The sequence below is a fragment of the Mesorhizobium sp. YC-39 genome, assembly GCF_025753795.1.
Classification (GTDB): domain Bacteria; phylum Pseudomonadota; class Alphaproteobacteria; order Rhizobiales; family Rhizobiaceae; genus Mesorhizobium.
Genome location: NZ_JAOWPS010000006.1, coordinates 127,650 through 147,288 on the forward strand (window position 1 = coordinate 127,650; position 19,639 = coordinate 147,288).

Annotated in this window: 18 protein-coding genes; 16 read left to right on the forward strand and 2 right to left on the reverse strand. The window is 57.5% G+C overall.

The features are described from left to right. The first annotated feature begins 25 nt into the window (after positions 1-25). The 4 genes from OHD62_RS29535 to OHD62_RS29550 are packed head-to-tail and all read left to right on the forward strand — an operon-like array spanning position 26 to position 3,657. The gene (locus tag OHD62_RS29535; protein WP_263790421.1) at positions 26-1,063 is read left to right on the forward strand and encodes an ABC transporter ATP-binding protein; all 1,038 of its coding nucleotides are present in this window, start codon (positions 26-28) and stop codon (positions 1,061-1,063) included. Between the two features lie 2 nt (positions 1,064-1,065). After that, positions 1,066-1,950 carry an ABC transporter permease gene (locus tag OHD62_RS29540; protein ID WP_412177437.1) on the forward strand — a complete coding sequence of 295 codons (885 nt, stop codon included), beginning with the start codon at positions 1,066-1,068 and terminating at the stop codon, positions 1,948-1,950. Further along, positions 1,943-2,734 carry an ABC transporter permease gene (locus OHD62_RS29545; protein ID WP_263790426.1) on the forward strand — a complete coding sequence of 264 codons (792 nt, stop codon included), beginning with the start codon at positions 1,943-1,945 and terminating at the stop codon, positions 2,732-2,734. Before OHD62_RS29540 ends, OHD62_RS29545 begins: the two co-directional genes overlap by 8 nt. 14 nt (positions 2,735-2,748) lie before the next feature. Further along, the gene (locus OHD62_RS29550) at positions 2,749-3,657 is read left to right on the forward strand and encodes a 5'-methylthioadenosine phosphorylase (protein WP_263790428.1); all 909 of its coding nucleotides are present in this window, start codon (positions 2,749-2,751) and stop codon (positions 3,655-3,657) included. A gap of 36 nt (positions 3,658-3,693) precedes the next feature. Here OHD62_RS29550 and OHD62_RS29555 read toward each other — a convergent pair whose 3' ends face one another. Continuing rightward, a complete protein-coding gene (locus tag OHD62_RS29555) occupies positions 3,694-4,602 on the reverse strand; it encodes an MBL fold metallo-hydrolase (RefSeq protein WP_263790430.1) in 909 nt (302 codons plus the stop codon). A 115-nt stretch (positions 4,603-4,717) separates the two neighbouring features. Between OHD62_RS29555 and OHD62_RS29560 the strand changes: the two genes are divergently transcribed. From OHD62_RS29560 to OHD62_RS29615, 12 genes are all read left to right on the forward strand, one after another. Continuing rightward, a complete protein-coding gene (locus OHD62_RS29560; RefSeq protein ID WP_263790701.1) occupies positions 4,718-5,308 on the forward strand; it encodes a biotin transporter BioY in 591 nt (196 codons plus the stop codon). Positions 5,309-5,686: 378 nt separating this feature from the next. Beyond that, entirely contained in the window at positions 5,687-6,289 is a 603-nt protein-coding gene (gene nusG / locus OHD62_RS29565; RefSeq protein WP_263790432.1) for a transcription termination/antitermination protein NusG, read from the forward strand. 121 nt (positions 6,290-6,410) lie between these two features. Continuing rightward, positions 6,411-7,847: a sugar transferase gene (locus OHD62_RS29570; RefSeq protein WP_263790434.1), complete on the forward strand. Its 1,437-nt coding sequence runs from the start codon at positions 6,411-6,413 to the stop codon at positions 7,845-7,847. A 123-nt stretch (positions 7,848-7,970) separates the two neighbouring features. After that, on the forward strand, positions 7,971-9,065 hold the full coding sequence (gene gmd / locus OHD62_RS29575; RefSeq protein ID WP_263790435.1) for a GDP-mannose 4,6-dehydratase: 1,095 nt from the start codon (positions 7,971-7,973) through the stop codon (positions 9,063-9,065). A gap of 21 nt (positions 9,066-9,086) precedes the next feature. Continuing rightward, the gene (locus tag OHD62_RS29580; protein WP_263790437.1) at positions 9,087-9,860 is read left to right on the forward strand and encodes a glycosyltransferase family 2 protein; all 774 of its coding nucleotides are present in this window, start codon (positions 9,087-9,089) and stop codon (positions 9,858-9,860) included. A gap of 125 nt (positions 9,861-9,985) precedes the next feature. Next, a complete protein-coding gene (locus OHD62_RS29585) occupies positions 9,986-10,603 on the forward strand; it encodes an rRNA adenine N-6-methyltransferase family protein (protein WP_263790438.1) in 618 nt (205 codons plus the stop codon). After that, positions 10,551-11,957, forward strand: coding sequence for a lipopolysaccharide biosynthesis protein (locus OHD62_RS29590; RefSeq protein WP_263790440.1), 1,407 nt, complete (start codon positions 10,551-10,553; stop codon positions 11,955-11,957). The genes OHD62_RS29585 and OHD62_RS29590 overlap by 53 nt, the downstream gene beginning before the upstream one ends. Then, entirely contained in the window at positions 11,954-12,688 is a 735-nt protein-coding gene (locus OHD62_RS29595) for an FkbM family methyltransferase (protein WP_263790442.1), read from the forward strand. The genes OHD62_RS29590 and OHD62_RS29595 overlap by 4 nt, the downstream gene beginning before the upstream one ends. A gap of 32 nt (positions 12,689-12,720) precedes the next feature. Continuing rightward, a complete protein-coding gene (locus tag OHD62_RS29600; protein WP_263790444.1) occupies positions 12,721-13,635 on the forward strand; it encodes a hypothetical protein in 915 nt (304 codons plus the stop codon). Positions 13,636-13,698: 63 nt separating this feature from the next. Further along, a complete protein-coding gene (locus tag OHD62_RS29605; protein WP_263790446.1) occupies positions 13,699-14,439 on the forward strand; it encodes a class I SAM-dependent methyltransferase in 741 nt (246 codons plus the stop codon). Between the two features lie 13 nt (positions 14,440-14,452). After that, positions 14,453-15,529 (forward strand): glycosyltransferase, encoded by a 1,077-nt coding sequence (locus OHD62_RS29610; protein WP_263790447.1) that lies wholly within the window; start codon positions 14,453-14,455, stop codon positions 15,527-15,529. A 557-nt stretch (positions 15,530-16,086) separates the two neighbouring features. Beyond that, entirely contained in the window at positions 16,087-17,451 is a 1,365-nt protein-coding gene (locus OHD62_RS29615) for a hypothetical protein (RefSeq protein WP_263790449.1), read from the forward strand. A 75-nt stretch (positions 17,452-17,526) separates the two neighbouring features. On the opposite strand, the gene OHD62_RS29620 is transcribed toward OHD62_RS29615, so the two are convergent. Continuing rightward, positions 17,527-19,338 carry a right-handed parallel beta-helix repeat-containing protein gene (locus OHD62_RS29620; RefSeq protein WP_263790452.1) on the reverse strand — a complete coding sequence of 604 codons (1,812 nt, stop codon included), beginning with the start codon at positions 19,336-19,338 and terminating at the stop codon, positions 17,527-17,529. Positions 19,339-19,639 lie beyond the last annotated feature (301 nt).

Genomic DNA, 19,639 nt, shown 5'->3' on the forward strand with positions numbered 1-19,639 from the left:
CGAATTCATCCGCTCTGAGCACATGATGAAGTCGCTCCCGATCACCATCGACAGCGTGCGGAAGGCCTATGGGTCCTACGTCGCGCTGGACGATGTCTCGCTCGACGTTCAGGCTGGCGAATTCCTCACCCTGCTGGGGCCGTCCGGGTCGGGTAAGACCACGCTGCTCATGGCTCTGGCCGGTTTTGTCCGGCCCGATTCCGGTAAGCTCTTATTGGGCAATCGCGACATTACCCGCTTGGCCCCCAACAAGCGGGACATCGGCATAGTATTCCAGAATTACGCGCTGTTTCCCCACATGAACGTGCTGGCGAATGTCGAGTATCCGCTGGCGCTGCGCAAGACGCCGAAAGCGCAGGCCCGTCAGCAGGCGCTTGACACTTTGGCCCGCGTGAAGCTGGAGGGTCTGGCGAAGCGCAACATTGCCGCACTGTCCGGCGGCCAGCGCCAGCGGGTGGCGCTGGCGCGAGCCATCGTCTTTGAACCACGCGTCATGTTGATGGACGAGCCGCTGTCGGCGCTCGACAGGAACCTGCGCGAAACCATGCAGTACGAGATCCGGCGTCTGCACGATGATCTGGGGATCACCACGATCTATGTGACGCATGACCAGCGCGAAGCGCTGACCATGTCCGACCGGGTTGCGGTGATGAATTCCGGCCGCATCCAGCAGATCGACACGCCGCAGCAAATTTATGATCGTCCATCGACCCGCTTCGTCGCTGAGTTCATGGGCGAGGCCAATATTCTGGCCCCGGGATCGGCGCGCACAATCGACGGCGGCGATGCCTCACGCGAGACCCTGATGATCCGCGCGGAAAGCTTCCATCTTGATGCGAAGCTCGTCGGGCGAGACGGAGTGGCGCTCGAAGCAAGACTGTGCGCCAAGGCGTTTCGCGGCGAGAACTGGCTTTTGACGCTGGCGCTTGACGATGGTCAGGAGGTTCTTGTCTGCATTCCGGCGGCGCTGGCCAGCGGCTGCGCCGAGCTTGCCGCCGGTCAGCGGGTGACCGCATATGCGCCGGCAGAGAAGGTTCACGCGATACCGGGAGCGATAGCGTGACCGTGACCGCTGTCGATCCTGGTCTCGCCGCCGATGCGCGACGCGAGCGACGGTTCTTCCTTGCGCTTTCGCTGCCAGCGCTTTTCATCGTTGGATTGGCAGCGATGCTGCCCATCCTTTGGATCATCCGGCAATCCTTCCTGACCACGGGTGGTGAATATACCGTCGGCAATTACGAGAAGGTGCTTTCGAGCGGACTGACATGGTCGGCACTCATAACAACCGTTGAGCTGTCCTTGGGGACGCTGGCGGTCTGCATCCTTCTCGGCACCCCCCTGGCACTCGCTCTGGCCAGCGCCAGACCAAGGATGGCCAATTTGCTGATGGCCTTTGTCATGCTGCCGTTGTGGACCTCCATTCTGGTGCGCACCTATGGCTGGCTCGTGCTCTTGCGGCGCGAAGGCCTGGTCAACGCGGCTTTGACAGGTTCGGGCCTGACCGCGGAGCCATTGCCGCTGGTCTACAACTTCACGGGAACGCTGATCGGCATGATTCACTACATGCTGCCGCTCTTTCTGCTGCCCGTTTATGCCGCGATGCGCGATATCGACGCAAACCTTGTTCGCGCGGCGGCGAGCATGGGAGCCACTCTCGGGCAAGTGATCCGCACAGTCGTTCTGCCCCTTTCGGCCGGCGGCATCTTCTCGGGTTCGACGATCGTCTTCATCTACACCATAGGTTTTTTCATCACGCCGGCGGTGCTTGGCGGCGGCAAGGTAAACCCTCTCTCCATCCGGATCGAGCGCACGCTGTCGACCTTTCAGGACTGGGGTTCGGCGAGCGTCTTGGGCATTCTGCTCCTCGTTCTTATGGCGCTGATCGGTGTGATGTTCCTGGCGGCGCGGCGACTGATGGCGCGCAACAAAGTCGGCGCGGCCCATGCTTGAAGCCTATCCGGACAACAGGCTGGCCCGCATCCTCCTGTGGGGTTTCTCTGCACTGGTAATGGCGTTCTTGATGCTGCCGACGCTGGTGGTCGTGCCGCTCTCCTTTTCGGTGTCCGATCTTCTCGAATTTCCGCCGCGCGCATACTCATTGCGCTGGTACGAGAACTTCTTCGGCTCAGCGACATGGATGGCCGGGCTCAGGACGAGCCTGATCCTTGGGACATTGACGGCGATGGTCGCGGTGCCCCTGGCGCTGCTGGCTTGCATCTCTATGAACCGGCTCGGCGGAAAGGCTGCCTCAGCCATTCAAGGCGTTCTGCTCGCCCCCTCCATCGTGCCGGGAATCCTGCTTGCGATCGGCCTCTTCTTCGTGCTGGCGGCGCAAGGCCTGGTCGGAACGCTGTTCGGTGTGCTGGTTGGACATGTGGTACTGGCCATCCCGGTCGCGTGCATCGTGTTGTTGCCCGCTCTGGCCCGCTTTGACTGGAACCAGGTCCAGGCGGCGCGTAGCCTTGGCGCAGGCTGGGCAACAGCCGTTGGCGGAATAATAGTTCCGCAACTTCGGATCAGCTTCTTGTCGGCGACATTGATGGCCTTTCTGACATCGCTCGACGAGTCTGTCATTTCGATCTTCGTCGCAAGCGGCCACAACAGCACGCTGCCGAAGCTCATGTTCCTGTCGCTGCGCGATCAGATCGATCCGACCATTGCGGCGATCTCAACATTGTGGACCGCCATCGTCGTGGTCGTCGTCCTGATCGTGACCCTTCGCCAAAAATCCTGACCGAGATTGGAAACATGCCTGCCATTCATCACGCAGCCGACGATCTGACGAACATACCCCAGGTGGGATTGGCGATCATCACCGGGTCGGCGAACTGGGGGCTTGCCTTCCCGGAGGATGTCGAAGTCGATGGCGTGCGCACCTTGCGGCGGGACATGAGTTTTGAAACGCCTTTCGGTCGCACTGACAACTGGAAGCTGCTCGAGTTCGATGCGTCGATTACCGCTGAGGGCAAAACGAAACATGCCTTGTGCATGTATTCGCACGGCAATCCCCGCGACCATATCGACCATTCCTGCCATCGCCGCGCGTTCTGGGTATTGATGAGGGCGGGTGTGCGGCAGGTCCTGGCCTGCTCGACCATTGGCGCCGTCAACAAGGCGATCAAGCCCGGCGACATGGTGGTGAACGCCGATATCATCGAACTGACGCAGACCCCATTTTCACTGCTTCCTGGCCGCCAGAGCTTCGACTGCTCGGGCAAGCAGATCGTATGTCCAAGATGTGCGGCGGTTCTCGCCGAAACCGCCCGCCGTCATTGGCCAGCCGAATGCCGCGTTCACGGCATCGAACAGCAACTGGTCGCGGCCCATTGTTACGGGCCGCGACTGACGACCCCGGCCGAAGCCTTGGCGTTTCGAAACATGGGGGCGGATGTGCTCAACCATTCGATCGCCCCTGAGGCTACCTTGTCGCGCGAGATCGGCGCATGTTTCGTGCCCTGCGCGTTCGTGACGGCAGGCTTCAACGACTATATGGACCGCAATCGCCAGAAATTGCTGCAGGAGAACGTATTGCCGAACCTCTCCATGACAGCCTCGCGGGTCGCGCTGGAAACCGCCGCACGACTTTCGGCCAATCCGGAGTGCTCCTGCCAGGATTTGAAGTCGCCTCAACCAGAAGAACGTTCAAGCCGTTTCTGAGCTATCAGGCGCGCAGTGCGAGCCCGTGGCGGGATCTTAGCCAGGCAGCCTGAATATGCCGTCGATGGCCGGGTCGCCATCGGTGCTCACCAGACCGCGCGCCACCAGATCTTCCAGATGGGCAAGCACGGACAGGCCGGCGGCGCCATGCAGGCGCGGGTCGGTGTCGCGATAGATAGCCTTGACCATGTCCTTGATTGTGCGGTCACCACCTTTGATCCGCTCCAGGATCGCGCGTTCGCGCATCTTGCGGTGGGTCTTCAATCCGCGCATGAAATTGCGCGGCGCGGTCACCGGCCCGCCATGACCGGGCAGCAGCACGCGGTCGCCGCGCGCGATCAGCCGATCGAGCGACATCATGTAATCGGCCATGGCGCCATCCGGCGGTGCGACGATCGAAGTCGACCACGCCATGACGTGATCGGCGGAAAACAGGACACCGGTTCCCTCCAGCGCAAAGGCCGCATGATTGGCCGTATGGCCCGGCGTCAGCACGGTTCTGATCGCCCAGCCGTCGCCTTCTATCACCGCATCGTCGGGCAGCGCGATGTCGGGCGCGAAGGCGATGTCAGCGCTGGCGTCGAGCGGATTGACCTCATATGTGCGCAAGGGCCTCGCCGGCCGATGCGGCCCTTCGGCGAGCACGATCGCGCCGGTGTGCTGCTTGAGCCGGGCTGCCAGCGGAGAATGGTCGCGATGCGTGTGGCTGACGAAAATGTGGCTGACCGGCCTGTTTGCGATCACCCCGAGCAGTGTCTTGAGATGCGCGTCGTCATCCGGCCCCGGATCGATGACCGCCAGCGTCTCGCGCCCGACGACATAGCTGTTGGTGCCGTGGAAGGTGAACGGGCTGGGATTGGGGGCGGTAACACGGAGCACGTCAGGCGCAACGGTCACGCCCTGGCCGTAGGACGGGTCGAAGCGTGTGTCGAATTCCAGCGCCATGCGAGTGTCGTGACCTTTATTGGGGGGAAGGCAAAACCGATTGCCGCATAACACGGAAGCCAATATAGGAAAACGCATGGCCGCGTTCGGCGGTAATCCGAAAATGGGGAAGACCATGGCAATTGCAACGACGATGCGTCCGCTTGTTTCTCTCGCTCTGCCCGAAAAGGGCGCGACCCGCCTTGCGACGCAGCTTTTGCTGGCGATCGCCGGAACGCTGGTGCTGACGCTCGCGGCCAAGACGAAAGTTCTGCTCGGCCCGGTCGACATCTCGATGCAAACCTTAGCCGTCTTTCTGATCGCCGCGGCGTTCGGCATGCGCCTCGGCGTCGCCACGCTGCTTCTCTATATGGCCGAGGGCGCCATGGGCTTCCCGGTCTTCCAGAGCACACCGGAAAAGGGCATCGGCGTCGCCTACATGCTGGGGTCCACCGGCGGTTATCTTGCCGGCTTCGTAGTCATGGCGGCGATCGTCGGCTGGGCTGCCGATCGCGGTTGGGATCGCCATCCGATCAAGCTCTTCAACGCCATGCTGGTTGCCGAAATCGTCATGATGGCAATGGGCTTTGCCTGGCTGGCGCTGCTGATCGGTGCGGAAAAGTCGTGGCAGTTCGGCGTCCTGCCCTTCATCATTGGCGACCTGATCAAGGTTGCCTTGGCGGCGAGCCTGGTGCCGGCCGCGTGGTCGCTGCTGAGGCGTTCCTGATCTCTGGGTCAACCGGATCGGATGATGAAGCACCGGGCCAGAGATAGGCGCCGGGGCTTCTACGACGGCGGGGTTGGCGGCGTTCCCGGGGTTTGACGGGCTTCCGCCACGCAACGACAGTCCACGACACCGTCACACTATCTTCAAGTCAGCGACTTAAGGAGAGGACAACCAGCGATACGTCGTGGCCAACGTAACCAGACAGCTATACATCGGCGCATTGCCCAACACTGTTCCTCATACAGCTAAAAAAGAAAGCGGCCCGATGACTTCTTAGGCACGGCTAAAGTCTATGCGCATTCGCGGGAATTTTTTCGACGAACCACCTTGATTCTCGCGACATAGTTGCTTGCTGGTATCCTCACGCTGTCGTAACCCTTGACGCTGACCATGCCGAACCCGTCGAAAGCGAGTCGCGTGATTAGTTCGGAAAAAACAATGGACAAGACGAATATATCGTCGCAACGGCCCGCTGTCAGTCCAGCAACACGCTGGTATGCGGCCAGTGTATTTCCGGGAAAGGAGAGCATTGCCGAATGGCATCTCCAGAGGCAGGGATTTCACTCGTTTGTGCCTCGCTACGAGAAGACCACACGTCATGCCCGGCGCCTCGAAACGCGCTCAGCGGCATATTTCCCGGGTTACATGTTCGTCGCGCTCGATGTCGCGCTGCAGCGTTGGCGCTCGGTCAATGGAACTTTGGGGGTGCGCGCGCTGGTCATGCAGGGTGATCGGCCGTTGCCGGTCCCCTCAGGGCTGGTGGAACGGTTCATTGCGCTGACCGGCAAGGACGGCCTGCTGGATTTTCGCGGCGGCCTCGCTGCGGGCGTCTCGGTCCAGATCCTTTCTGGACCTTTCGCCGAGATGATCGGCCGCCTCGATCGGCTTGATCCAGCCGGAAGGGCTCGGGTTCTTGTTGCCATCATGAATGGCGAAGTCCCTGTCGATTTGGACGCTAGGGATCTCGTCGCGATCGCATAACTGGGGAGCGTTGCTGCTCGGTCATGCGATGCAAGCTGTGGCAAGTCGTGGCTCTCGGGTTTTCACCCGGGAGTGCGGTAGCCATTGTTGTGGCCGGCGGACGCCGGTATAACGAAGGTGTTTGCTGCCGCTTATAGGGGTTCGTTCCGCGCTGGGCCTGATTGGCATCGTGTGGTCGCCTTATGCTGAACGAATACTGAGCCCTACGTTTTTGCGTTTTGCATTGAATGCACGACGGTTCACAGCCTGTTTCGGCAGCCCATCAGAGAGCGCTTTGCAGTTGAATGCTCCCATTATAAAACCGCGAAATCAACGACACCTGCTGCATCGTGTCAGGTTTCAGCTTCTTGGCGGATTGTCTTTTGCAATTTTTGCCCCCGCGTTAATCCGCATGGCTATTGACCCTCAAGTATTTTATTATTCCAATCTGCGGATTACCATTTTTGCTGGTATTGTAGCGCACACTGCCGGATTTTTCTCCTTCCGTCGAATTGGCAATTTTCCCGGTGTCGCCGCCGCTGGTTATATTTTCCCAACGTTTTCATTGTGCTACGGATTCGTATATTTGGCCATCTTCTTGTTTCGAATTGATTATAGCGCTTTCCAAGCGGTCAGCAGTTTGACTTTATCTATTCTTTGGTATTTCGGGTTGAGCATCTTGAGTCGGCGTTTGGACCCTTACAGTCTCGCCGTGATCCCGGGTGGGGCCGTCGGTCGTCTTGCAGAAGTTGGCGGCGTCAACTGGCACTGGCTTACCTCCACCGACACTGTTGTTGACCGCGTGAGTGGCGTGGTGGCTGACCTTCGTGCCGATATGTCCGACGAATGGGAGCGCTATATCGCCGATCGCGCTCTTTCTGGAACGCCCGTCTACCACGTCAAACAGATCAGCGAGTCGTTGACAGGACGGGTGGAGATCGAGCACCTCTCTGAAAATACCCTCGGCTCGCTAAATCCAAATCAGGCCTACTTGAAAATAAAACAGGCGATTGATTGGGCCGGAGCATTGGTCATTTTGATAATTTTTTTACCATTGTTTGGATTGGTCGCTCTCGCAATCAAGGTCGATTCTAGTGGCCCTGTTTTGTTTCGACAGAACAGAATGGGCTATAGGGGAAGTGTCTACAAAGTTTATAAGTTTAGAACGATGAAAATCAGTACTGTTGCAGGGGATGAGAAGGAAGATGCCATTACAAAGGCCGACGACGCACGTATCACGCGCCTTGGCCAGTTCCTGAGAAAATCCAGAATCGACGAGTTGCCGCAGGCTCTGAATATCTTGCGCGGCGAGATGAGTTGGATTGGACCACGGCCCGAAGCGCTCGTGCTTTCGAAATGGTATGAGGCGGAACTGCCTTTCTATCGATATCGGCACATTGTTCGACCTGGCATTACCGGATGGGCGCAGGTCAACCAGGGTCACGTTGCGGCCGTGGACGACGTTTTGGAAAAACTTCACTACGACTTCTACTATATCAAGAACTTCTCGCCTTGGCTCGACGTGCTGATTGTGTTTCGGACCATCCGGACCATGCTGACAGGGTTTGGTGCTCGTTGAATGAAGCAGCAGGGACTGGTGGTTGATTGTAAGAGCCGAGTTTGGCGCGTCGCCGGGCATTATCATGTCTAAAGTTAAACTGAACAGCGTTGAGAATATCGTTGTCGACTCCGGAGAAGTACAATGACTAAGAAGATCGCGCTCATTACGGGCATCACCGGCCAAGATGGCGCCTATCTGGCGGAATTACTCCTGGCGAAGGGGTATGATGTCCACGGCATCAAGCGGCGGTCGTCGTCGTTCAACACCGGTCGCATCGACAATCTCTATCAGGATCCGCACGAGAAGAACGTCAGGCTGTCGCTCCACTATGGCGACATGACCGACGCCACGAATCTCATCCGCATAGTCCAGGAGGTGCAGCCTGATGAAATTTACAATCTGGCCGCTCAGTCACACGTCCAAGTGAGTTTCGAGACCGCTGAATACACCGGGAACGCCGATGCCCTGGGGACGCTGCGTCTCTTGGAAGCGGTTCGACTGCTCGGCTTGGCCAAGAAGACGAGATTCTATCAGGCATCGACATCCGAACTCTATGGCAAGGTTCAAGAGGTTCCACAAAAGGAAACGACACCGTTTTATCCGCGATCGCCTTACGCCGCAGCCAAGATTTATGCGTACTGGATCACGGTGAACTACCGCGAGGCCTACGACATCCATGCTTCCAACGGAATTCTTTTCAACCACGAAAGTCCAATGCGGGGCGAAACCTTTGTGACGCGTAAGATCACACGCGCGGCTGCCGCGATCAGTTTGGGTCTCCAGGACAAACTCTATCTGGGCAATCTGTCTGCAGAGCGCGATTGGGGCCATGCCCGCGACTATGTCGAAGGCATGTGGAGAATTCTTCAGCGGGATGTGCCCGACGACTATGTGCTTGCCACCGGGGTGAAAAACTCGGTTCGCCGTTTTGTCGAGCTTGCCTTCGGTGAGGTCGGGATCGATATCCAATGGGTCGGTTCGGGTGTCGACGAAAAAGGCATCGACGCAAAATCCGGCACCATTCTGGTCGAGGTGGATCCGCGGTACTTCAGACCCACGGAAGTTGAGCTTCTGATAGGCGATCCATCGAAAGCAGAGCGCATCCTCGGATGGAAAGCCAAAACGTCGCTGGCCGCGATGGTGCGCGAAATGGTCCAGTCCGACCTCGAAACGGTAAGACGGGAATCCGAGCATCGTCGTCTGGACGAGGACCGCATTCGCATTGCGGCACAGTAAGGAACGTTGGGCCGAGCTGACATGAAAATCTCGGTTTTGACAGTCTGCTGGAACTCGGCGGCAACGATCAGGCATACGGTCGACAGCTTCTTTGCTCAGGATCATGATGCCAAGGAGTTGGTGGTCGTCGATGGCGGATCGTCGGACGAAACGCTTGCAATCGTCCGGTCCTACCCCCAGGACCGGATCCAACTGATCAGCGAACCCGACAGCGGGATGTATGATGCCTTGAACAAAGGATTGCGTCTCTACACCGGAGACGCAGTAGGCGTGCTGAATTCCGATGATTGTTTTCACGACCACACCGTGCTGAGGCGAATTTCGGCTTCGCTCGAACAGGCCGATATCGTGCATGGAGATCTGGATTTTGTTGAAGATCATCTCAACAAGCGTGTCGTAAGGCGCTGGCGGGCTGTTCGCAGGCCCGCCAAGGGTTTTCGGACCGGCTGGATGCCAGCCCATCCAACGTTCTACGTCAGGCGGAAGGTGGCGGAGGCGGTCGGTGCGTTCGACCTCGATCTCAAAGTCGCATCAGATTACGATTGGATGCTGAGAGCGGTTGAACTTCATGGATTCGAATCTGTCACCACCAACCACATATTGGTGGATATGATGGTTGGCGGGGCCAGCACACGCAGCCTGGGTTCTTATATCGGGCACAATTTGGAAGCGTTGCGATCGCGTCGCCAATGGCTGAGTGCCGGTCCGATCGACTATGCGCTTGTTGCCAAGCCGGTGCGCAAGCTGGGGCAGTTTCTATCGAAAATGCACCGAAGCAACGGTCCTCTCGCTTGAGGCAGGCAAATCGGGCGGTGCCTGGCGGATAGTTCCCGAGATATATATGCATCGAGCGTTGCGTCCTTTGGACGACCGAGCACTATAAAGAATCAACAACAATCCCAAGCTGCAGAGCCCTGACGATGAATGACCCAAAGAGCATTTTGGAGCCGATCGGAGGTTATGTCCTCGACCTCGTCGCGAAGCTGCGCAACCGGCAGTTTGTCCCGCATTCGCTGACGAAGCTGCACAATATGAAAACGTGCCGGGATATGACTGGCGCGACGACCGCGGTGGAGATTGGTTCTTACAAAGGCGTCACGACAAAGCGGATGTCTCGCCTGTTTGAGAAGGTGATCTCAGTCGAGATTGACGAGGCACTATATCGTCAAGCCAGCCAGCGCTGTGCGGGACGCGAGAATGTGGAATTGCTGCTCGGCGACGGTTCCAAGCTGCTGCCGGAAATTGCCACGCGGGTGGACAAGGCCCTCATCTTTCTGGACGGTCATTTCAGCGGTGGTATCACCGGTCAAGGCGATGAACCCGAACCTGTGCTGAAGGAGCTTGATCTTATCCAGGCAAACCTGGACCGCTTCTGCGCGGTCATCGTAGATGACTTTCGCCTGTTTGGCGTCGAGCCGGGATGGCCGCGGAAGGCCGAAGTGATGGAGAAGTTGGAAGACGTTTTGCCTGCGCCAGAATGGGTTCATGGCGTTCTCAACGATCAGTTCATTGCGGTTCGCAAAAGAACGGCAAAATGAACGAACACCACGTGCGCTGCGCTCCTGCTGCGGTCAGGTTACAGGCGAAAATTGCCATGGCTTTCATATCTGGCGATTTGGCATGTTCCGAAGCATCCTGACCGTCCTCTCGGGGTCGGTGATTGCGCAGATCATTGCAGTTGCCGTTCTTCCCATCCTGACACGGCTCTATGATGCTGAAGCGTTCGGCCGGTATCAGATCTATGTTTCGATACTGAACGTAGCGGTCATGTTCGTGGCATTTCGCTACGAGGTAGCGCTTCTAAGCGCGCGGCCGGGAAGGGTTTATGAAAATCTGCTAAAATTGACATTTCGGCTCTGTATCTGGACCAGCATGGTCGCGCTTCTTGTCGCCGGCGCTGTCGATTTGTTGATACCGGGTGTCCTGTCATCCTTGCGTGGCATTGTCTTCTTTCTACCCGTTGCGATGGCCGTCGCGGGAATCTACCAGATGCTCACCTTCTTGCCGATCCGCGACCGCAACTATGGCCTGAGCGCACGGTCTAAAATCTTGCAATCGGTAGGGTTCTCCTTTGGCGCGCTTGGGTTTGCCTTTCTTCCTGTCATCGGCGTTGGTCTCGTTCTGGCCGATGTATTCGGCCGGGCCTTCGGGGCCATCAGTGTGCTCTTCGAGAGTGGCAAGCTCTGGCGCACTTTGATCTCTCCGCTCTCTTTTTCGGAGATGAAGTTTACGGCAATTCGTTTCCAGAAATATGGGCTTCTCACCTTTCCGGGAACCCTTCTGTCAGCTCTTAGCGCCGCGGTCGCGCCCTTCGCCTTTCTTGCGATGTTCAACCTGGAAGTCGCAGGACAGTATGCCCTCATCGAGCGATTTGTCCTCATGCCTGTCGGCATCGTCGCGGTTGCTGTCTCGCAGGTCTTCACCGGTGAGTTTTCGACTTTGTATCGTACTGACAAGAGAGGGTTGAACGGAGCATTTCGACGTTCGCTCTTGCAGCTTCTTGCCGTCGGTCTGCTGCCGACAATGCTTGGAATGATACTTTCACCGAGCATCGTTCCCCTGCTCTTTGGCCCCGATTGGACCATGGCCGGTAAACTTTGTGCCATCGCGTTTCCGATCGCGTACATGCGATTTGTCGCCACAGCATTGACAATGACTCTTATCATTGTCGACCGCCAGTCGCTTCAGTTTACCTGGGAAATAGGACGGTTCCTTTTCACTCTATGCGTCTTCGGCTGGCTCGGTTGGGTAGGTGTCGACAATCCAACGACCGTTATGGTTTGGTACGGATTGGCGACTGGTGTCACCTATGCTCTCCAACTTACATTGGCTGACCATGCAACGAAGATAGTCAATCTGCGGGCAAGGGAAAGCGAAGGAATCATTTCATGACAATGAGCTTGGCGTTCGCCGCACAGCGAATTTTCGGCATGTTCGGCTACCATTTGAGAAAGCTCGATCACGGCGTTCGAATCGATGACTCGTTCGAGGAGCAATTGCGTCTCGCGGGTGATGTAGCGACAATCTTCGAGGTAGGAGCTGCCGACGGGCGGGATGCGCGCACCTATGCCAACAGGTGTCCGAAGGCGATCATTCATGCTTTCGAACCTCTGCCAGAAAACTTTGCCAAGCTCCGCACTGTTGCCGAAAGCGAGTCGCGAGTCGTTCCGGTCAACGCGGCGGTCTCTTCGAAAGTTGGAACCGCTTCCTTCCATGTCGCAGCCCTTCCCGACGCCAGCTCCTTGTTCAGTCCGCGGCGCACTGGTTCAAGATTTGATAAATATATGTCGGAAAATGAGGTAATAGAGGTTAATGTTACAACAATAAGTGATTATTGTGGGAAAAATGATATAACGAGCATAGATCTATTTAAGATGGATGCGCAGGGATCCGAGTTGAATATTTTAAAAGGAGCTGAAGATCTAGTTAGAAAGAAACGCATAAGGGTTATATACTCTGAAGTTCTATTTATGAAGATATACGATGGATGCTGCCAATTCCACGAGGTGACGGCTTATCTCGATCAATTTAACTACCGGCTTCACGCAATTTACAACCAGCATCATAACGAGTCCGGCCGACTGGCCTGGGCCGATGCGATCTATCTTCCTGATATTGATTGATTTTCGCTAGTTCGATAGGGAGACAGGCGCTCATGGCACATCTCTATGGCTATCCCGATATCGGCCGTTTCGGTCTCGGTCACAGCATGCTTGCCTGGGCGCGCTGCGAGATATGGTGTCGAAATAATGATGCGCGGATGCTCGGGCCGCGTTGGTTCCGCCCACGTATCGGTCCCTACTTGCGCCGTGAACGGGACAAGCGCGAGTATTTCAGGCTCTTTAACAATAAGGGCTATGTCGGCGAACCGTGGCGCACCGCACTCCTCGCAACTGCACGAAAGGTTCCGGCAGAGGCCGTCCCAGCCGCCGCACAGGACGGCGGGAACACGGTCGTTGTCTTCAGGAACACCGTGGCGTCAAACTTCGAAAAACATTTCCATGAGGTTCGCGGTCACGGTCCGGTGCTGTATGACGCGTTTCGTCGGATCACCCGCAAAAAATACCTGCCGGAAGTCCCGGTCGCGCCGTTCCTTGCTGTCCATGTGCGCCTTGGCGACTTCTCCCGTTTCGACGTAAGCCAGGTGGAGGCGAAGACGCACAACCAGCGGCTTCCGATCGAATGGTATTGCGACAGCCTTGTCGCCCTTCGTGAGGCACTGGGTACGAACATGCCGGCCCGCGTCTTTTCCGATGGAGATGATGCTGACCTTGTTCCCCTGCTTGGTCTTCCGAACGTACGCCGGGCCAATGACGCGGAATCGGTCACGCACATGCTGGAAATGGCCCAGGCAAGCGTGATCATCGGAGCTGGCTCGAACTTCAACCTGTGGGCTGCCTTTTTTGGACAGGTGCCGCGCATCACCTATCCAAACCAGGCGATCGTTGCGGTAAACGACGATCCGGCCCGCGAAACGAGCTTCCGTGGCGAGGCGCCACTTCCTGACGTGTTCGTAAAGCAGGTAAGGACACAGTTCACAAAGAGCGAAAAGCAAGGCGAGCTGACCTAGGGCTGGCTGGTGCAACCTATGGCGAGGTCCGGATTTCGCCCGGCTGGCAGGAAGAAGAGTGCGGTGATTCTCAATAGATTTATCGGTTGGAACAGGAACGCAGCAGCATGGCTCGAACACCACTTTCCCCGAGTTTTCGGCGCGCCGTCTTATAAGGCGGAGCTGGAGCGTCGTATCGCTGAGGACGTTGCGCGCCTGAAGCCGTCAGCGATCCTCGAGGTCGGCGGCATTGATCGGCCGCTTATGGAGCGGAGTGCGGATTTCACCTATATCGGTCTCGACATCGAGGAGAAGCCGGACTGCTATCGCATCTACGATCAGTTTGTCGTCCAGTCGATCGAGCGACCGGTTGACGTCGAAGCGGACATGCTCATTTCGATCACATTGATGGAGCATGTGCCTGACAACAAGGCGGCGGCGCGCTCCATGTTCCTGGCGCTGCGGCCAGGTGGTGTGATGCACCACTATATCCCGTCGAAGTGGCATCCCTATTCGGTGGCATTGCGGATCGTCGGACCGGTCATGCAAAAATGGTTGATCCCATACCTCAGGCCTGAGGCGGTCGGCGTTACCGGCTATCCGGCCTTTTTCGACCATTGCTCCCCCGCGGATATGACAAAGCTGTTTCGCCGTCAGGGATTCGAGCAGGTAGACGCCAAGTCGTTTTACCGTGCCAGCGACTATTTTGCTTTCTTCCTGCCGGCCTATCTTTCCGTCGCTCTGTTCGAAAACCTCTGCGCAGCCCTGAACTGGCGCATCTTCTGTTCCGGCTTCGTCATCAGCGCTACAAAACCCACGCAATAGCAAAAACGGAACCATGCGACTTTTTCAGAATTCTGGGATTGCCCCAAGCTATCGACCCCGACTTGCCGGTCTCGTCGCGGGGATCAGCGGTTTCGAGCAGCAGAAGGACGTATTTCTGAATGATCGTTACGGCGCGGCGCATATTCTCTTGCCGGTACTCGGTCGGCATCCCGAAACGTTCTTTACGAACGGTGACGACGAATCGGTGCAGCGAGCGTGGGCTCGCGAAAACGGGCTTGGCGAGGAAACGCCGCTGGCCGATATCCTTCTTGCCCAGATCGAGCATCACAAGACGGACATCTTCTACAATCTCGACCCGTTTCGTTACGACGCTGCTTTTGTCCGCCGCTTGCCTGGGCACGTGAAACGAAAGATTGCCTGGCGTGCCGCGCCGGGCAAGATTGACTTTTCCGGCTACGACCTCGTGCTTTGTAATTTTCCGTCCATGAGAAAGCTTTGGGAAGAACAGGGCGCCAAGACGGCTCACTTCTTCCCCGCTCACGATCCGGAACTTAATAGCGTGGCTGCGAATCGGAACAGGGACATCGATGTCCTTTTCTTCGGCGGCTACAGTCGCCATCATCAGCGGCGGCGAGAGATATTGGAAGCGGTTGCACGTCTTGCTGGCCGCCACCGCGTTGTTTTCCATTTGGATCTGTCACGCTACACGCCGCTCGCCGAGACGCCGCTTGGCTGGTTCGGTCCTCTGAAAGCGGTTCGCCGACCGCCTGCGATCCGCAAGGTCAGCGCGCCTCCCGTGTTCGGTCGCGCCATGTACGCGCAGCTTGGAAGAGCCAAAGTCGTCGTCAATGCCTCGATCGATATGGCCGGCCCGGACCGCGGCAACATGCGCTGTTTCGAAACCATGGGCGCCGGAGCCCTGCTGGTTTCAGACACGGGCATCTACCCTTCACCGATGCGCGACGGGCAAACCATGGCCATCTATGAGCAGCCGCAGGACGCATCGGAAAGAATCGAACGGCAATTGAATGATGGAAGTTGGGACGTGATCGGCTGGGCCGGGCATCACGCAATTCGCGAAGAGTACAGCAAGAAACGACAATTTGAGCGGTTTCTGGAACTGGTGTAGGGGCGCTTCGCTCGTGGTACCTCGCAGAATCGGGTAAGGCCATCGCCAGCAGATATGCTTGGCGCATCTGACACGCGATGTTGCCTTTGCCATGAGCGTAACGATAACCACCAAAGCGGTAAAGCGATGGAACGGGGTCTCGGAGCTATTTGGGTGCCCAGACGAATTGCGATCTAGCCACGACTTGCAAGGCGTGATCAGGCGCGCCCGAAACCAGCTACTGACCTTTGCTCATTCCCGGTCGAGGTCGACGCGACCAACAATGGAACACAGCCTGCGTCTCGCCATCGTCCAGCGTAAAGTCAACAACGACTATCGCGCAATTGGGCAAGGCCGAGGCCGCCGAGCGCACAACTGTCGCAAGTCCCATTCTAGACCGTCCTGAACCGGTTCGCCTGATCGCGGTGAATGGCCTATACCGCGTGGTAATTGCGCCCAGACTGGCTTTTATCTTGCCCGAATAATCGACAGCCTCTATACCACCCCGATGGGCGTATCGGCCTTGAGGCGGACAATTGAAGCACCTAGAGACGGGGAATATCAGCTATCAGAGATTGATGGCTTTGTTCTGGATAACTGTCTATGTCCTCTTTTTTATGCACGCCTATATCACCTGGGGTTCAGTAACATTTTACTATTTCGGCCTGTGGTATAATTACGATATCGACAAGGCGCTGCTCGCTTACGGTATCATAGCCCTATTCGGGTGCATCCTGCCGATATCGATCAATAGATATTCCGAGTTCGCGTGCTGGATAATTTATCTGATCATTTTTATTCCGGCAATACTTTGTGTATCACTTCAAGGGTACACTTCGTTTAGTGATGTAACATTGATGCTGGCGTTGGCAGTATCATTTATGGCTATGGTATACATACCAAGGGTGCTTACATTCCGACAATATTTTGTCATGCGTCGCTTTCAGACCGAGTGGTTCCTTTTTTTCTTTATCGGCATCTATTTCGCTGCGATCGCGTACTATTTTTATGAGTTCCGGGGGATGCTGACCTTCTCCAATTTCGATGACATTTACACCCAGCGCGCGCTATTCGCTGCCGCGGCGCCAAGCGCGCTGGCCGCATATCTGACAGGCTGGCTGACGAATGCGATGAACCCCTACCTGATAGCGGTGGGCCTTTTCGACCGAACCCGGCGATGGGTGCTCCCCATAGCCATTGCGGGTCAGGTCCTCGTCTTCATGGCGTTCGCAGGCAAGGCGATGCTGGTAATGTTGTTTGTGGTAGTCGGGTTCTACCTTTTTGCGCTCAAGGATGGTCGCATAATGGTTGCGCGTCTCGCTCTCGGCGCGGCAACGCTGGCTCTGACCGTTTCGGCACTCCTTGTCGCCACCGATTACCAACCAACCGGGTTGGCCTTGCAAGCGGTGGCCGTCATCTTCCTGAGAACTCTCGCCCTGCAGGGGGCAATGGTGGGTGTTTACGCGGACGTGTTTTCCGACAGCCCTCTCACCTACTGGTCGCACGCCAACATCATCAACCTATTCATCGAGTATCCCTACAAGGCGCCATTGGGTGTTGTCGTCGGCATGCGGGTTGCCGGAGGCGACGGGTTCAACGCGAATTCGAGCTTCTGGGCAAGCGACGGAGTGGCGGCTTACGGCATGACTGGCGTCATTATTGTCGGGATTGTTTTCGGCGTCCTGCTTAGCTTGGCGAATAAACTTGTCACGCCCGAGCGTCTTCCATTCGCGGCAACGATGTCGATTCCGTTTCTGATGGCAGTCGCGAATGTCCCGCTGCTCACCGGCCTCGTTACCGGCGGCGGATTCTTTTTGGTCGTGATGATTGCGTACGGCATGCCGAATCCCAAAATGCGCAGAGTGGGGCGGTCCAGTCGATCGATTGGATCATTCTCCCCGCGACCAGCCGCTGCTCAACTGAAACAGCGTATCGCCAGGTAGCAGCTTGTTGTCGAACTTGCGTTGATAATCGGCGAGCTATCGCAGGCCTTTTTGTGCTGCGCCAGGATCGAGCTGTCACCGACTCCCAACCCACGCCCCGTCCCGCCATCGCCACTCGCGGAGCCCATTCGCTGCCGGAACAAGGTTCTGGATGCGGGCCCCTGGAAAGCCGCGAAATGTCGGTTTGGCCGTCCCTGCCGAAGTGGAGACGGCCAGCGTGGTGGAGTTCTCCCAGTGGACATTCGTCAGGGATCCGACAAAATCCCGCGTGTCCATCGTGGTGCCGACCCTTTGGCCGACGATGGTAAGGCCATCGACGATCATCGTGCCGGCGCTAAAACAGCGGAAGGCGCTGTGCCCTGCGGTTCCGCCACCCGACAGCACTAGCCGCATGTCCTGGATCGTCATCCGCCCCCCGAACTGGTACGCTTGGAACGGCGTCCCGCGTGCGGTGCACGTGACATTGCTGAAGTTCCAGTTTCCAGCCGGCGTGGGCGAGGCTGAAACCTCTACTGCGGTAAGGTATCGTGTGGCGAAATCGCAGTCCGAGATGCGGACATCGTTTACATAAAGAATCTCATCGTTATGCGAATACAACGCCCGCGCCCTCTCGCCGGCATTGACTCGCGCTCCGGTAATTGTCGCACCGCCCACGTTGGCGGCCGATCCTTGCAACCAGATGCCTGTCTTGGACGCCCCGGTACATTCGACGCCCTCGGCGCGGACATTGGCCCCGGTGCCACGGATGCCGAGGTAGAGATCGGTGACGTTGTCGCTGAACGCCCCGCCGGAAATCATCACGTCGCGGACGCTGTTGATTGATATCCCGGCCTTGGGCAGCGTCGCGTCGGCGGTACTGGTCTGACCGCGCACCGTTGCGTTCGTGATAACCAGGCCGGAGCCGTTGACTGCATAGATACCGTTGTCGCGCGGCGAAGTCAGGACGGGATCCGTGATCAGTATGTTGCGGTTGTTGGCGCCATAGACCATCAGGGCGTAGCAGCCGGTGTCGTTTCGCCCCCCCATCAGCCCCGCATTGTGGACCACGGCGCCACGGATCTCGCTGTCGTGGACATTGCTGTAGAAAATTACGCCTTCCTTGATGTGCGTGGCTTCAGCGTAGAAGCCGGTCACGATCGCATCGCGGACGATCGCCCGGTCAGCGTCGGCCGGCTTCGACGACTTACTATTGATGGCGATGACGGCGGCGTTGGTGCCGAGCTTGGCGGGGGCCAGTGAGTTGCCCGGCCGTGAGATGCCCCGCAGCCCGTTGACGCGTATGTGTTGGATCTCAAGATTCGAAGGACTTTCATTGTATACGAGGATCCACCATGGCGCCTTGAAGTTCTGGAGTTCGACGGTGTCCAGCGTAAAGGTGTCGATGCCCCTCGTCGCGGTCGCGCTCAGGGCGAACTTCATGAATGCGCCGTTGTTGTAACCGGTCGCCAGGCCATTACCGACAACCGTCAGATCGGCGATAGTGACCTTGGAGACGTCTATTGCGGTGAAGACATAGGAGATCTGGTCCGATCCGGTGACGTTAATGACCGAGCCATTGCCATCGATGGTGCAGTTGGCCGGGATCGAAATTCCATAGTGCCCCAAGGCCTTCAGGTCGGCAGAGGACCAGTTGTAGATCCCGCGGCGGAACATCAGGGTTCCGCCTCCCATGGATTTTATCCGGGCCAGGGCGCGGATGCAGGCGGCGACGTCCGTCCCATCGTCGCCCAGAACGACAAGGCCGTCGGGGCGCCTCGTGTTTCTGGGTCGGAGGTGCCCGACGACGGGCGAGGCGGTCGATCCGGCGGCGAAGGCAGTCGCAGCCCCAAGTGCCAAGCTTCCTGTCAGCAGACGGCGGCGGGTCAGGGAGAACTTTTCATCAGTCATCAATTTGGGCGTCTCCCGTCGCGACGGTCATGTCGAATGCTTCCACTCGATCGGAAGTCCAGGCCTGCGCTCCAGATCATCCAATCCTCCCAAAGATGGGCATCGCCATCGAGAAACCGAGATTGCGGCGAGGAGAAGGCCAAAGAGTTGCCGCCATTCCTCCGGAAAGGACGTTGACGCGATCCGGCGTTCCGGATTTCCAGGCACCGATCGGTCGCGGATTGGTATTGTTTTGAAAACATGATGCTCGGTATCCAGGGTCGCCAACGAGTGAGTCTCGCGAGAACGAAATTCGTGCGGT